Consider the following 14,672-nt stretch of genomic DNA (forward strand, 5'->3'; position numbering starts at 1 on the left):
CTATCACGCAGGCCTGATTGAGCAAGTTGGGACAAGACCATGCGCGCCGAAACCCAGAACATCGTGGCGGAAATCGAAAAGTCGCTGGAGCTGCTGGCGCAGCGCATGGACTATGAGACCGCGCCGCACCGGTTGGAGGAATTCAACGCGCGGGTCGAGGATCCGAACCTGTGGGATAATCCTGAGAACGCGCAGAAACTGATGCGCGAACGGCAGATGCTGGTCGACGCCATCGAGACCTATGAGACCATCAAAACCGATCTGAGCGACAATATCGAGCTGATCGAACTGGGCGAGATGGAAGAGGACGAAGAAGTCGTTGAGGATGCCGAGGCGGCCATCAAAGCGCTTGGAGCGAAGGCCGCCAAGAAAGAGCTTGAGGCGCTGTTGGATGGTGAAGCGGATGGCAATGACACCTTTCTCGAGATCAACTCGGGCGCGGGTGGGACCGAGAGCTGCGATTGGGCTTCGATGTTGGCGCGGATGTATGTGCGTTGGGCTGAGAAGAAGGGCTACACGGTCGAGCTGCAATCCGAGACGGCGGGGGAAGAGGCGGGGATCAAATCTGCCGCTTACAAGATTTCCGGGCACAACGCCTATGGTTGGTTGAAGTCGGAAAGTGGTGTGCACCGGCTGGTGCGCATCTCGCCCTATGACTCGGCGGCCAAGCGGCATACCTCGTTCAGCTCGGTTTGGGTCTATCCGGTGGTGGACGACAATATCGAGATCGAGGTGAACCCGTCGGATATTCGTATTGATACCTACCGGTCCTCGGGGGCCGGGGGGCAGCACGTGAACACGACGGACTCGGCGGTGCGGATCACGCACATTCCCACCGGCATCGTGGTGACGAGTTCCGAGAAATCGCAGCACCAGAACCGGGATATCGCCATGAAGGCACTGAAATCGCGCCTGTATCAGCAAGAACTGGACCGCCGGAACGCCGATATCAACGCGGCGCATGAGGCGAAGGGCGATGCGGGCTGGGGCAACCAGATTCGGTCTTACGTGTTGCAGCCTTACCAGATGGTAAAGGATTTGCGGACCAATCATGAAACCTCGGACACCAAAGGCGTGTTGGACGGGGATCTGGATGGGTTCATGGCGGCGACACTTGCGCTGGACGTCGCGGGGAAATCCCGGTCCGAGGCGCAGGGCGACTGAGGTCGCTGGGGGCTCTGCCCCCGTCGCGGCGGGCCGCGCCTCCCCCGGGATATTTTTAGCCAGATGAAGCGGGATCCCGTGGCGCGGGCAGGTGCGGAAAAAGATACATTCAAACAGTGGGTTTAATTGCTGTCGCGGCTTGGCTAGGCTGGGCTGCAAGAGGTGGTGGCGTATCTGTTTGGAACCTTGATGAATTTGAATGAATTCTCTGCCGAAGACCTGCTGAGCGGGCTGGCTGATGGGCGCCTGTCGGCTGAGGCGTTGATGCGGGCGACCCTGGATCGGATCGGTGCGGTCAATGGTCGAGTGAATGCGATTGTGGCCTTGCGGGGCGAGGATGAGTTGATGGCCGAGGCGCGGACTATGGATGCGGGGTCGCGCCGTGGTGCCCTGCATGGTCTGCCTGTTGCGGTCAAGGACCTGGTGAATGTGGCCGGGGTTCGTTCGACGCAGGGTTCGCCCTTATTCAAGGATCATGTTCCTGGGTCCGATGACCTGATTGCGGCGCGTTTGCGCGCGGCGGGTGCGATCATCATCGGCAAGACCAACACGCCGGAATTCGGGCTGGGGTCGCATACGTTCAACCCCGTCTATGGCGCGACGTGCAATCCCTATGATCTGTCCCGGTCCGGTGGGGGGTCGTCAGGCGGGGCGGCGGTGGCGCTGGCGACGGGAATGCTGGCGCTGGCCGACGGGTCGGACATGATGGGAAGCCTGCGCAACCCGGCCGCCTGGAACAATGTCTACGGTTTCAGGCCCAGTTGGGGGCGGGTCCCGTCCGAACCTGCCGGGGACAGTTTCCTGCATCAGCTTTCGACCCTGGGGCCCATGGCGCGCAGCCCGGCAGACCTAGGGATATTGCTGGATGTGATGTCAGGGCCTGATCCGAGGATGCCTTTGAGCGGGCCGGTTGCCGATGTCGCTCCGGTCCGGCCTGTTGACCTTTCGGGGATGCGGATCGGGTGGCTGGGCGATTGGGGCGGGGCGTTTCCATATGCAGAGGGGATTGGTGAGCTCTGCGAGAGCGCGCTGAAGGTTTTCGAGGGGCTTGGGGCGCAGGTCGAACCTGTTGCGCCGCCCTTTTCAGCCGATCTGATCTGGGACAGTTGGACCACCCTGCGATCCTGGAGTGTGGCGGCGGGGCTTGAGCCGCTGGCAGCTCAGAAGGCCGCGTTGAAGGACAGCGCCCAGTGGGAGTTGGACCGGGGGCTGGCGCTGAGTGCGATGGAGGTGCATCGGGCCAGCGTCATCCGGTCGGACTGGTTCCGGGGGGCGGCCGAGGTGTTTGAGGCTTATGACGCGCTGATCCTGCCAGCAGCGCAGGTCTGGCCCTTTGGGATCGAACTGCCTTACCCGACAGAGATCGCGGGGCAGGCGATGGACAGCTATCACCGCTGGATGCAGGTGACGACACCGGTCAGCCTGCTTGGCCTGCCCTGTCTGGCGGCACCTGCGGGATTTGGGCCCGACGGTTTGCCAATGGGACTGCAACTGTTTGGCCCGCGGGGATCAGACGGGCGGTTGCTGGCGATTGGTGCGGCCTATCACGCGGAAACAGAGTGGCCGCAGAAAAGACCGGCCCTTTAGAGCAGGGGCCTGGGGAGGAGAGACAGAGAATGGACAAACCCTTTGGTGTGCCAACGCTGAAGCCTGCCGATACGGCGATGCTGAAAGAGGCCCTGCGGCGGGCTTGGCATGATTTCCGCCGTGCGCCGCTGTTTGGGCTGCTGTTTGCGGGCTTTTACGTGCTGGGGGGCTGGATCATGGCTTGGGTTACGTTGCAGACGGGAACCTCGTTCTGGCTGGTGCTGGCTGCCATCGGCTTTCCGCTGATTGGACCTTTTGCCGCCGTTGGTCTCTATGAGGTGTCGCACCGTCTGGAACAGCAGGAGCCGCTGGATTTCGGCGCGATCTTCGGCGTTGTGATCCAGCAGAGCCGCCGGCAGTTGCCGTCGATCTGCGCCATCATCGTGGTTATGTTCCTGTTCTGGTTTTTCCTCGGCCATATGATCTTTGCCCTGTTTCTGGGTTTGACGACGATGACCAATATCTCGTCTTCGTTCGAGGTGTTCCTGACCCTAAACGGGTTGACGATGCTGGCCGTGGGGACGGTTGTCGGCGCGGTCTTTGCGGTGCTGCTCTATATGATCACGGTTCTGTCCATTCCGATGCTGCTGGACCGCGAACTGGATTTCGTGACGGCGATGATCTCGAGCTTTGCTTACGTGAATGCGAACAAGGCGGTGATGCTGGGGTGGGGGGCTTTTATCGCGGTTGTGACCTTTGTGGCGCTGATCCCGTGGTTTTTGGGGCTGTTTGTGACGTTGCCCCTGCTGGGTCATGGCAGTTGGCACCTCTACCGGCTGATCACCGGAGACAGCGTGGCCGACGTGGCCCAGCAGCCATCCGCATAGTCAGGGCTGCCGAACCTCGCGCCCCATGTCGATCAGGCGCTGGCGCAGAGGGGCGGCGGCGGGCAGGTTCGCCTCGAGCGCATGGATATAGGCGTGGGTCAGGAAGAATGCGGCGGCATCTTCATCCCGCGTCGCATCCGCCGCCTGTTGATACAGATCGGCCAGCGCGGCGGTGTCCGCGGCCAGATGTGCCTGTCTGAGCCGCGCGTCCAGATCGTTCATTCCGCCGCCGGTCGGGCGCGATGGGCCTGCAAGCGGCTTGCCACCCAATCGTGGAACAGGTGGGTTGGCCCGTCCATGGCCGGAGAAAATCGCCCGCCGTCAAAACCCGGGGCCGCGCGACCGCGCTGCATCCCTTCGACGACAAAGACGTCCTCTTCAAAGATCTCTTTCCATTGGGCGGTGTTGCGCGCGCGCAGATCGTCATCGGTGTCGGCCACCGCATAAAACAGGTGGATATGTTCCGAGGTCTGGTCCAGCGCCTCAGGGCGCAGGATGATGGCGAAGGCATGATCGCGGTGGACGCCGAGCAGCACGTTGGGAAAGGCCGCGATGTATTCGGCGGCGGTGTCCCATTTTGCGCTGAGCCCCGCGAAGTCGGGGAAGACGGTGCCATCCTCTGCCGTCAGCTGCCGATAGACCAGTGTCCCCTGACCCGAGAACAGGCCGGGCTCCTGGATGTGATAGTGATCTTCCAGCCGGGAATAGCTGTTGAGGCCCGGGTGCACCCAGGGCAGGTGATAGCTTTCGCAGTAATTCTCGACCGCCAGTTTCCAGTTGCAGTTGACATCAAGGCGGAAGCTGCTGCCGGCACCGCCGTGAAAAAGCGGCTTCTCGAACTCGGCCCAGCGCTCGATCAGTGCAGCGTTGGCCTCTTCAAATGAAGGGGCGGTGCCCGAGACGTTGATCCAGACCAACTCGCGCCAGATATGGCTGCGAACCTCGATCAGGCCAAGCTCGGACCGGTTCACACGCTCATGCGCGTTCTGGCCCGGGCCGCCCACATGCGGCGTTGCAACCAGTTGGCCCTCGGTCGAATAGCACCAGCTGTGATAGGGGCAGCGGATGGCACCTTCGATCTTGCGTGGTTCTTCCACCAGGATCATGCCGCGATGGCGGCAGATGTTCTGAAACACGCGCACCTGTCCCGACCGGTCCCGCAGCAGAAGTAGGGGGATGCCCATAAACTGCAGCGGCACCGCGTCACCGGGTTCGGGAACGTCTGCCGTTGCGGCAAGGCCAGCCCAGCCATCCAGCATCAGGGCGCTGGCCTCTTCGGCGTGATGGGCAGGGTCGGTATAGTGCGCGTTGGGCAGGCCCAGAGCGGTCTCGATGGGCTGGCGGACGGTTGACAGATTGGTCGGGATGCTGGCCATGTGGTCCTCCTGTGTCGGGAACCAGCCTAGACACGGCAAGGTGGGGCTGACTTTCAATTCCGCGACTTCGGCTTTTCTCACAGCGACACTTTGGTCACATCTGCGCCAGTATATGGTCTGGCGGATGGGGCATTGCGCGGGCCAGCCGCAAGGCTGCGGACAGGTCACGACCCAGATATCTCAGTTCAAGCTTTTGCACATCCGCGCCGGCACCTGCGGTGCGCGGCAGGCTGATCATATAACCGGACCAGTGTGGTTCGGGGGAGTCGGGCGTCGGGGTTGCCATCATCATCCGGCAATCAAGCCCGCCCCGCCGGGACATAAGGGCGCAAATCTGCCCGTTGGTATGCGAGACAAACCCCTGAATCTCGCGCCTGGGGGCGGGGGTTTCCTGCATCAGAGGTCGCGGCTCATAAGCGCGCAGCAGGGTACAGTGTCGGATTTGCCGCACGAAGAACAGCCGGTGCAGGCCTGTGCCGGTTTCCTCGGCGTGATAGAAGCCGGGTTCGATCGGTGTCTCGGTCCTGGCTGCCAGAAAACGATCAATGGTCTCAGACGCCGGGTGGTCCTGAGCCGTGGCAATTTCGTCCAGCGGTTTCAGCAGAATGCGTGCGTCGACCCCAAAGAAGCGGCAAATACGGTCCAGAACATCCGGTCGCGGAAAGCTCTCGCCCGACAGGTAGCGATTGAACTGGGTGCGGTTAATCCCCAACTGCCGGCAAAGCGCCGCGACGGATGGGTAGCGACGCGCTAGTTGCCGCAGGTTCGCGCCGAACATGCTGCGCAATTCGGCGGGGCTGCGAAAGGTGTCGGCCATGTTTGTCCCGGTCGTGAGTGGTATTGCAGGGAAACATAGTCGCAGCGGCCCCAAAAAAGGCCGAACGTCAGGCAGAAATCGTAATGATGACCCTAGCAGAGACCGTGATCGGCTCCGCTACGGTTCAGACGCTAACGTGCCCGGTGGCAAAATCAATAGGCTTTACGCCAATTTGCGTGATCTTTTTCAGGGTATTGCGCGGATATCGCTCAAGAGAGGTGCGCGATGGCGGGATTGAGATGCTCGCCCGCTCTGACTGCAAGGTGCCAGAGCGGTTGCGAGTCCTGATCAGTCGCCCCGCAGCAGAGCGGCGACGCCCGTTCGGGCGACTTCGGCGAGCCCCAGCGGGCGCATCAGATCGGCAAAGGCGTCGATCTTGTCGGGCACGCCGGTGATCTCGAATATGAACGAGTTCAAGGTGCTGTCGACCACATTGGCACGGAAGATATCGGCCAGACGCAGTGCCTCGACCCGTTTATCGCCTTCGCCGACCACTTTCATGATCGCCAGCTCACGCTCGACCGACGAGCCCTCGACCGTCAGGTCATGCACGTCCCGCACCGAGACGATACGCCCAAGCTGGGCCTTGATCTGCTCGATCACTTGCGGCGTGCCGGTCGTGACGATGGTGATCCGACTGAGATGCCCGGTGTGGTCCACCTCGGCCACGGTCAGGCTGTCGATGTTATAGCCGCGCCCCGAGAACAGCCCGATCACGCGGGCCAGCACGCCGGGTTCATTTTCGACCAGAACGGCAATTGTGTGCTGCTCCTGCACGTCGGAAAAGGTCGGGCGCAGGTTGTAAGCGGAATGGCGGGAGGAGCCTTTTTGGATTTGTAGGGCAGACATGCATGTCCCTTTCATCATAGATAAGTTGCCGGGCGCATCGAACGCTGACAAAATTCGTCGAATTTTGTCAGACCAAGACCGAACCTTTGCTATCAATCACACCCTGCGTTTCGGCCTCGCCCAGAAGCATTTCGTTGTGGGCTTTGCCCGAGGGGATCATCGGGAAGCAGTTCTCGTGCTTCTCGACCAGACAATCGAAGATCACCGGACCGTCGTAGTTGATCATCTCCATAATCGCGTCATCCAGATCGGCGGGGTCGCTGATCATGATGCCCTTGGCGCCGAAAGCCTCGGCGAGCTTGACGAAATCGGGCAGGGCCTCGGACCACGAATGAGAATAGCGTTCGCCATGGAGCAGCTCCTGCCACTGGCGGACCATGCCAAGGCGCTCGTTGTTCAGGATGAATTGTTTCACCGGCAGGCGGTACTGCGTCGCGGTGCCCATCTCTTGCATATTCATCAACCACGAGGCCTCGCCCGCTACGTTGATCACCAAGGCATCTGGGTGAGCCATCTGCACACCGATGGAGGCTGGGAAGCCATAACCCATCGTGCCCAGCCCGCCAGATGTCATCCAGCGGTTGGGATCTTCAAACCCAAGATACTGGGCTGCCCACATCTGGTGCTGACCCACTTCGGTGGTGATGTAGCGGTCATGCCCTTTGGTCAGTTCTTCGAGGCGCTGCAGGGCGTGTTGTGGCTTGATGGTCTTCTCGCTGTTGGTGAAGGCAAGGCAGTTCACTTTGCGCCAGTCAGCGATCTGCTTTTGCCACTCGGCCACCGCGGCGGCTTCGGTCTTGCGCCCGCGCTCGGTCCACGTGGCCAGAATGTCCTGCAACACGTGGGCCACGTCGCCCACGATCGGAATGTCAACACGGATCACCTTGTTGATCGAGGAGGGGTCAATATCCACATGCGCCTTGACCGAGTTCGGCGAGAACGCGTCGATCCGCCCGGTGATCCGGTCGTCGAACCGCGCGCCGATATTGATCATCAGATCGCAGTCATGCATCGCCATGTTAGCCTCGTAGAGGCCGTGCATCCCCAGCATCCCCATCCAGTTCTTGCCAGACGCCGGATAGGCCCCCAGCCCCATCAGGGTTGAGGTGATGGGAAAGCCGGTCGCATCCACCAGTTCGCGCAGCAAGCGGCTTGCTTCTGGGCCCGAATTGATCACGCCGCCGCCCGTGTAGAACACAGGTTTCTTCGCGGTCTCTATCGCGGCCACCAGTTCGGTTATTTCTTCCAGATCGCCCCTCAGCACTGGCTGGTAATGCGACGCCGACGGTTCGGGGCCGGTATAAGTGCCGGTGGCAAACTGCACGTCCTTGGGGATGTCGATCAGAACCGGACCGGGCCGGCCCGAAGTGGCGACGTGAAACGCCTCGTGCAGTCTGGCGGCAAGCGAGTTGGTATCTTTGACCAGCCAGTTATGCTTGGTGCAGGGACGGGTGATGCCAACGGTGTCGGCCTCTTGAAACGCGTCCGAGCCGATCATGAATGTCGGCACCTGACCGGTCAGAACGACAATCGGGATCGAATCGAGCAACGCATCGGTGAGCCCGGTCACCGCGTTGGTAGCACCGGGTCCTGATGTCACCAGTGCCACGCCCGGTTTACCGGTTGATCGCGCATAGCCCTCGGCGGCGTGGATCGCACCCTGTTCGTGTCGCACCAGAATGTGGCGGATGTCGTTTTGCAGAAAGATCTCATCATAGATCGGCAGGACGGCGCCGCCGGGGTATCCGAATACCGTGTCAACGCCCTGATCCTTGAGGGCCTGAACCACCATCTTTGCGCCGGTCATCTCACGTGTCATCTGCTTTTGCTCCGTTCGCGACAAGTGTCTTGCGTATTGCCAAAAAAAAGCCCCCGAAGTTTTCGGAGGCGCATGGGTTCGATTATGGTTTACCGTTACCGGCCCATGCGCGTGGTTCCTACGATTACGACTAGCGTTTTCATCGCCAGAGGCTCCTTCTTTGCGTGCAGGGACATTATGAGCGGGGCGCAGGGGCGTCAACAGGCAATCGTATGAATTTTCTATCCTGGTGGCGGTATTCTCCGACATAATCTTGCGCATTTTGCCGCATGTCCGGAACTTCCGCGAAAAATCATCCCAATTCGGCCTGTCGGGCGGTCGGAGCGAATGTCTGAAACCGGCAACGGAATGTCCGAAACGGGCATGAGAGTCCGTCGCCTCTGAGTCACGCTGGGCCAAGGTGAGTGAAACTGGGAGGTCAGAGATGTTGCATGATCTGGTGGACCTGGGGCGTTACCCGATCGATTGTCCGGATTCCTGGGCCTACGACCGGCTGATCGAAGACCTGAGACGTGAACTTGATCAGGACGGATGCGCAGTGTTGCCGGGCTTTGTGCATGAGGCCGGTCTTGAACATCTGGTGCGAGAGGCCGAGGCCGCTGCCCCGCAGGCACACCGGTCGTTCAACCGGACCAACGCGTATTTCACGCAGGACGACCCGCGCTTTGGCATCGGGCATCCGTTGCGTCGGTTCTATGATCGCTCGAACGCCTTTGTCCCGGCCGACAACTTTGCCAAAGACGGCCCTCTGCGGCGGATTTATGAATTCGAGGGGTTTCTGCCGTTCATCCGCGCCGCTTTGGACGAGCCCGAGGACCAGTTCTTTCGCTATGACGACCCGCTGGCCGATGTGATCATCAACGTGGTCGAGGAGGGGCAGGGCTTTCCCTGGCATTTCGACACCAACAACTACACGGTCACGCTGGCGATTCAGAGCGGCGAGCAGGGTGGCGCGTTCCAATACGTCCCCAATCTGCGCAGCGCAGAGGATGAGAATTTCCCGGGCGTCGCGGCGGTTATGGATGGCAGTATGGCGCAGGTCCGAACGTTGGAATTGTGCCCCGGAGACCTGCAGATTTTCAGGGGCCGATATTCCCTGCACAGGGTCGCGCCGGTCAAGGGCGCGCGCCGGCGCTATGTCGGCATATTCTCGTTTGTTGAAACTGAGGGCATGTGTGGCGGGGTCGAGCGGACCCGGCAACTGTATGGCCGGGTGTTGCCGCATCATCATGAACGTGAAGGGTTGCGAAATGACCAGCTGATCGACTGAGTCGTGCTAGACTGAAGGCATCGATCAGAGGAGGGTTGGTTGATGCAGATCCTGCAACTCACGCCATTTGTCTTGTGTTCTTCGCTGGACGCACAGATTGGGTTTTATTGTGACAGACTTGGCTTTGACTGCACCTTCCGACAGGACAACTATGCCTTTTTGCGCAATGGCCCTGTGGCGATCCGATTGCTGGAATGTCCGCCGCGCGCGGATGGGCGGGCTTTGGGGGATGATCAGTCCTTCTATATAGATGTAAAGGGTATCGATGCCCTGTTTGAAAGCTTGCGTCCGGGTCTGGACGACCTGCCCGAAGGGCGCGTGCGGCCGCCCTTCAATCAGCCGTATCAACAGCGCGAATTCCATGTCATCGACGAGGACGGGACGCTGGTGTTTTTCGGAGAAGACAACAGCTCGCGCGGCGGCGGGTAGCCCTCCCGCCCGTCGTCAATGCGCCTTTGGCGCATCTCCTCGGGTTGGGCCGGGCAGCGCGTGCCGCGCTGCGGTCAGAGCCCGGGGCTGGTGCCCTGCAAGACGCCATGTTCCAGCGCATAGCGGGTCAGGCCGGCGGTCGAGGAAATGCCCAGCTTGCGTTTGATATTCTTGCGGTGGGTCTCGACCGTGCGCACCGAGATATCCAGCGCCTGCGCCACCTCTTTGTTGGATTTACCCTGCGCCAGTTCCAGCAGGATCGTTTGTTCGCGACCGGTGAGCGCCTCACGCGTGTCGCCGTCTTTGGGTTCGAGTGACCCGCTGGCCCCGGTGCAGAGATAACGTTCGCCCTGCATCACGGCGTCGATGGCCTGTTTGATCTCTTCGGTTGGCACGTCTTTGAGCACATAGCCCTTGGCGCCGTGGCTGAGCGCCGTTGAGATGTATTCGGGGCTGTCATGCATCGACAGGATCAGGATGCGGGTGTCGGGCAGGCGTTCGAGGATGATCTCGGTGGCGCTGAGCCCGCTGAGGCCGGGCATATTGAGGTCCATCAGGATCACGTCCGGCTGCAGGCGCACGGCCTGATCCACTGCTTCTTGCCCGTTCGACAGCGTGCCGACCACCTCGATCTCGTCGTAGCTTTCCAGCAGCGATTGGATGCCCTCGGCCACCATGGGATGGTCGTCGACAATGAGAACCCGGATCGTATCAGTCATCAGGAACCGGCCTTTCGTTTTGGTGTTGCGTCTTCCTGCGGCGGCAACAGGTGGCTGAGCGGCAAGCTGACTTCGATCACCGTACCGCTGCGCTGGCCGCGCGACGATAGGATGCGCAGCGATCCGTCAAGCTGTTCGATGCGTTCCTGCATGTTGCGCAGCCCGATCCCGGTGCTTGCACCATCCGGTTCGCTGCGCAGTCCAATGCCATTGTCGGTGATCCGCATGGTGGCCCCTTTCTTGTGACCGCGCAGGTCGATGGTTACACGGGTTGCGCCCGCGTGGCGCTCGATATTGGTCAATGCTTCCTGGGCAATCCGGTAGAGGGCGATCTTGCTATCCTGATCCAGCCGGTTGCGGAACACGACGGTCGAGAATTCGGTCTCGATCCCGGTGCGTTCGCGGAAGTCATCCGTCAGCGCCTTGAGCGCGGGGCCAAGGCCTAGATCATCCAGCACACCGGGGCGCAGGTCGCGGCTGATGCGGCGAACCTCGGTGATCGCAGTGCCGAGATTGTCGATGCCTTTCTCAAGCGGGTCCTGTGCGCCTGCATCATCGCCGCGCGACAGGCGGCGGCGTGCGTTGTCCAGTGCATAACGCACGCCGACAAGGATCTGGCTGATCCCATCGTGCAACTCGCGGGCGACGCGGCCCCGTTCTTCTTCTTGCGCGTCAAATACGCGCTGCGTCAGTTCCTTGAGCTTGGCATCGGCCAGACGGCGCTCGCGGAAGTTCAGCAACATGCCCGAGGCGAAAACGATCAGCACAGCGGCCAGAACGATGCCGCCGATATAAAGGAAGGTGCGCTGCACACGCGCCTCGACCTCGGCGCGGGCGTTGGCGACGGTGGCGACGATATCGTCAATGAAGACGCCAGTGCCCACCACCCAGCGCCAGTCCTGCAGGCCGACCACATAGGCGATCATCTGCGCCTCTTCCCCGGTCGAGGGCTTTTGCCACATGAAGCTGTGCCAACCGGCCCCCTGACGGGCGAGCTTGATGAATTCGTCGACGATGGGGGTGCCATCACTGTCAGTCAGGCCCACCCAGTTGCGATTGATGAATTCGGTCTGGCGCGGGCTGACCAGATTGTTCCCGTCATAGTCGTAGACAAAGAAGAACCCGTCCTTGCCATAGATCATCGCCGACAGGATCTGTGTGACGAGGTTCTGCGCTACCTCGTCATCCGGCGATGCGCGCCCGTAAATGTAGGCAAACCCGTTGCGCGCCTGCGTGACGTAGTTGCGCAGCTCGTCCTTCTTGGCTTCGATCAAGCGACGTTCGAGTGCTTGAATCTCGCTTTCCGCTGTTGCTCGCGATTCATAGGCAACGACCAGCGCAATCGCCGCCACCGCTGCGATCAGCGGTATTGCAGCAACAAGCGACAGCTTCTGCGCGTAGGTCAGCGAGACCAGATTTCGGAATCCTCCCATGGCCGAATCGATACGCAAGCGAGGGGAAAATTGCAAAAAGATTGATCAAACAGAGGGCTCAGGCACCGGGATTTGATGGAATGCGGACAAAACAAGCCCGATTTACGAGGCTGTTTCACCAAAAACCCTCTCGGCTACGTAGTAGTAGGTATTCACATTCATGTGCGTGCAACTAGGCTGTCGCGCACTGGAAACGATCGGTCCGGGACAGAACCGGGCAATAAATATGACAGGGGAGGATCACTCATATGGATCGTCGTAAGTTTCTGAAAACGTCAGCACTGGGCGGCTCGGCTGCTGCAGCCACCACACTGGCGGCACCCGCCTATGCGCAGGGCAAGCGCACGCTGACCATGGTCACCTCGTGGGGCCGCGGTCTTGCAGGCGTTTTCGACAGCGCACAGCGCTGCGCCGACAGCATCACCACGATGTCGGATGGCAACCTGAACGTTGAAATCAAAGCCGCCGGTGAACTGGTTGGCGCGTTCGAAGTGTTTGACGCGGTCTCGTCCGGTCAGGCCGATATGTATCACGCCGCAGACTACTACTTTGTCGGACAGCACCCGGGCTATGCGTTCTTTACCGCTGTTCCGTTCGGCATGACCGCGCAGGAGCTGGTGAACTGGTACTATCACGCAGGTGGTATGCAGCTGCACGATGAGCTGGGCGAAATCTTTGGCCTGAAATCTTTCCTGGCCGGTAACACTGGCGCGCAGGCGGGCGGCTGGTTCTCGAAAGAGATCAACAGCCCCGAAGATTTCAACGGTCTGAAGTTCCGTATGCCGGGTCTGGGCGGCGAAGCGCTGGGTAAACTGGGCGCATCGGTTCAGAACATCCCGGGTTCCGAAGTGTATCAGGCGCTGTCGTCCGGCGCGATTGACGGAACCGAGTGGATCGGTCCGTGGGCCGACGAGAAGGCCGGCTTCCAGGAAATCACCAAGACCTACTACACCGCGGGCTTCCACGAGCCGGGTGCGGGTCTGTCGCTGGCAACCAACCGCGAGGTTTATGACAGCCTGAGCGCGGCACAGCAGAAGATCATCGAAATCGCTGCAGCAGAGTGCCACCAGTGGAACCTGGCGCAATTCCTGGCCAACAACGGTGCCGCGCTGGCGCGTCTGCAGGCCGCTGGCGTCAAGGTCATGGAATTCCCGCAGCCCGTTTGGGATGCCTTCGGTAAGGCCAGCCAGGAAGTTCTGGATCAGTATATGGGCGACGAGCTGTTCGCGCGCATCCACGACAGCGCCATGAAGTCGATGGCTGAGTCCTCGGCCTGGAACAACCTGTCGTCGGGTGTCTACACCTCCGAGCGCGACCGCGTGCGCGGCTAAGCCATCCCGTTCACAGCAATCGGTTCCCCCGTCTGACGGGGGAGCCTTTCCCGTTGCACATAGGCGGTTCGGACATGCCGCCATAACCAAACGTGCAACCGACGCGACCTGGGGACAACATGCAGGACGATAACGGTATCTCGTTCTTCGGCGCCCTGTGGAATGGACTGATCTGGTTCATTCAGAACATTGCCGAAGCCTTCTATAATTTCGGATACGCGATCACGCATCCGCAACTCTGGCTGGACTGGTCGAACAAAGAAGCGATTATGCGCTTTGTTTATTATGGCGGCTCGGTCGAGTTCTTCTTTGTGATCTTCACGCTGTTTCTGGTGCTGACCGCCATCGGGCTTTATTGGCGCGGCTTCATGTGGGGGATGGTGCGTGTCCTTGAAGGGTTCGCCAACACGACAGGGCGGTTCTTTGCGTGGGCGGGCCTGCTGATGGTAATCCAGCAGATCGTGATCGTCTTTATGCAACGAGTGTTCACCCGGCCCGATATGTCCTTTGGGCTGGGTATCCCTTTTCAGATGGATATCAGTTGGTTCGCCGAAGAACTTAAACTGTATAACGCCATGGTTGTCTGCCTGTGTTGCACTTACACCTTCGTTCAGGGCGGTCATGTGCGGGTCGATCTGATCTATGCGGGTATCAGCCACCGTGCCAAACGCGTCGTCGATATGTGCGGAGCAGTTCTGTTCATGATGCCGATAGCCGTGCTGACCTGGATGTATGGCTGGTACTTCATGTGGCGGCACCTGATTGTGCCGAAACCCTCGGCCAGTGACACGTTGGATCGTCTGTTGGCCAAATCCCGCGCCCTGCGCTGGAATGTGGAAACCATCGGGTTCAGCCCCAACGGCTTTAACGCCTACTTCCTGTTCAAGATCCTGCTGGTGGCCTTTGCCGCCATGGTGTTCCTGCACGCAATTGCCTTCCTGTATCGCTCGTATCTGGAGTTCGTGGAAGGGGTGGGAAGCACTGGAAAATACCTCGACAAGGACAGCCTTGGTGAGGGTGAAGAAGCCTTCGAAGGCACGCATTAAGGACG

At 60.4% G+C, this 14,672-nt stretch carries 14 protein-coding genes; 7 read left to right on the forward strand and 7 right to left on the reverse strand.

The window, feature by feature from the left end:
• The first annotated feature begins 39 nt into the window (after window positions 1–39).
• The 3 genes from prfB (at window position 40) to ACR0J1_RS01295 (ending at window position 3,578) form a co-directional block, all read left to right on the forward strand.
• A complete protein-coding gene (prfB, locus tag ACR0J1_RS01285; RefSeq protein WP_480730030.1) occupies window positions 40–1,164 on the forward strand; it encodes a peptide chain release factor 2 in 1,125 nt (374 codons plus the stop codon).
• A gap of 189 nt (window positions 1,165–1,353) precedes the next feature.
• Entirely contained in the window at window positions 1,354–2,751 is a 1,398-nt protein-coding gene (locus ACR0J1_RS01290) for an amidase (protein ID WP_480730028.1), read from the forward strand.
• 29 nt (window positions 2,752–2,780) lie between these two features.
• Entirely contained in the window at window positions 2,781–3,578 is a 798-nt protein-coding gene (locus tag ACR0J1_RS01295) for a DUF2189 domain-containing protein (protein WP_480730027.1), read from the forward strand.
• Here the strand turns inward: ACR0J1_RS01295 and ACR0J1_RS01300 are convergent, their stop codons facing one another.
• The 5 genes from ACR0J1_RS01300 to ACR0J1_RS01320 form a co-directional block, all read right to left on the reverse strand.
• Window positions 3,579–3,800, reverse strand: a complete 222-nt coding sequence (locus ACR0J1_RS01300; RefSeq protein ID WP_480730025.1) for a hypothetical protein — start codon at window positions 3,798–3,800, stop codon at window positions 3,579–3,581.
• A complete protein-coding gene (locus tag ACR0J1_RS01305; protein WP_480730023.1) occupies window positions 3,797–4,954 on the reverse strand; it encodes an aromatic ring-hydroxylating oxygenase subunit alpha in 1,158 nt (385 codons plus the stop codon). Before ACR0J1_RS01305 ends, ACR0J1_RS01300 begins: the two co-directional genes overlap by 4 nt.
• 94 nt (window positions 4,955–5,048) lie before the next feature.
• On the reverse strand, window positions 5,049–5,771 hold the full coding sequence (locus ACR0J1_RS01310) for a helix-turn-helix domain-containing protein (RefSeq protein WP_480730021.1): 723 nt from the start codon (window positions 5,769–5,771) through the stop codon (window positions 5,049–5,051).
• 288 nt (window positions 5,772–6,059) lie between these two features.
• Window positions 6,060–6,620 carry an acetolactate synthase small subunit gene (gene ilvN, locus ACR0J1_RS01315; protein ID WP_480730020.1) on the reverse strand — a complete coding sequence of 187 codons (561 nt, stop codon included), beginning with the start codon at window positions 6,618–6,620 and terminating at the stop codon, window positions 6,060–6,062.
• A 67-nt stretch (window positions 6,621–6,687) separates the two neighbouring features.
• The gene (locus ACR0J1_RS01320; RefSeq protein ID WP_480730018.1) at window positions 6,688–8,439 is read right to left on the reverse strand and encodes an acetolactate synthase 3 large subunit; all 1,752 of its coding nucleotides are present in this window, start codon (window positions 8,437–8,439) and stop codon (window positions 6,688–6,690) included.
• Window positions 8,440–8,863: 424 nt separating this feature from the next.
• Between ACR0J1_RS01320 and ACR0J1_RS01325 the strand changes: the two genes are divergently transcribed.
• A complete protein-coding gene (locus ACR0J1_RS01325; protein ID WP_480730016.1) occupies window positions 8,864–9,709 on the forward strand; it encodes a HalD/BesD family halogenase in 846 nt (281 codons plus the stop codon).
• 42 nt (window positions 9,710–9,751) lie between these two features.
• A complete protein-coding gene (locus ACR0J1_RS01330) occupies window positions 9,752–10,138 on the forward strand; it encodes a bleomycin resistance protein (protein ID WP_480730014.1) in 387 nt (128 codons plus the stop codon).
• Between the two features lie 74 nt (window positions 10,139–10,212).
• Here ACR0J1_RS01330 and ACR0J1_RS01335 read toward each other — a convergent pair whose 3' ends face one another.
• Together ACR0J1_RS01335 and ACR0J1_RS01340 are read right to left on the reverse strand one after the other, a co-directional pair.
• Entirely contained in the window at window positions 10,213–10,857 is a 645-nt protein-coding gene (locus tag ACR0J1_RS01335; RefSeq protein ID WP_480730013.1) for a response regulator transcription factor, read from the reverse strand.
• Window positions 10,857–12,290 (reverse strand): cache domain-containing protein, encoded by a 1,434-nt coding sequence (locus ACR0J1_RS01340; RefSeq protein ID WP_480730011.1) that lies wholly within the window; start codon window positions 12,288–12,290, stop codon window positions 10,857–10,859. The genes ACR0J1_RS01335 and ACR0J1_RS01340 overlap by 1 nt, the downstream gene beginning before the upstream one ends.
• A 248-nt stretch (window positions 12,291–12,538) precedes the next feature.
• Here ACR0J1_RS01340 and ACR0J1_RS01345 point away from each other — a divergent pair, with 248 nt between their 5' ends.
• Both ACR0J1_RS01345 and ACR0J1_RS01350 read left to right on the forward strand, forming a co-directional pair.
• Window positions 12,539–13,621 (forward strand): TRAP transporter substrate-binding protein, encoded by a 1,083-nt coding sequence (locus ACR0J1_RS01345; RefSeq protein ID WP_480528828.1) that lies wholly within the window; start codon window positions 12,539–12,541, stop codon window positions 13,619–13,621.
• Between the two features lie 119 nt (window positions 13,622–13,740).
• The gene (locus ACR0J1_RS01350) at window positions 13,741–14,667 is read left to right on the forward strand and encodes a TRAP transporter small permease subunit (protein WP_480730009.1); all 927 of its coding nucleotides are present in this window, start codon (window positions 13,741–13,743) and stop codon (window positions 14,665–14,667) included.
• Window positions 14,668–14,672: the final 5 nt, after the last annotated feature.

It is taken from the genome of Ruegeria sp. CJ3 (assembly GCF_056536725.1).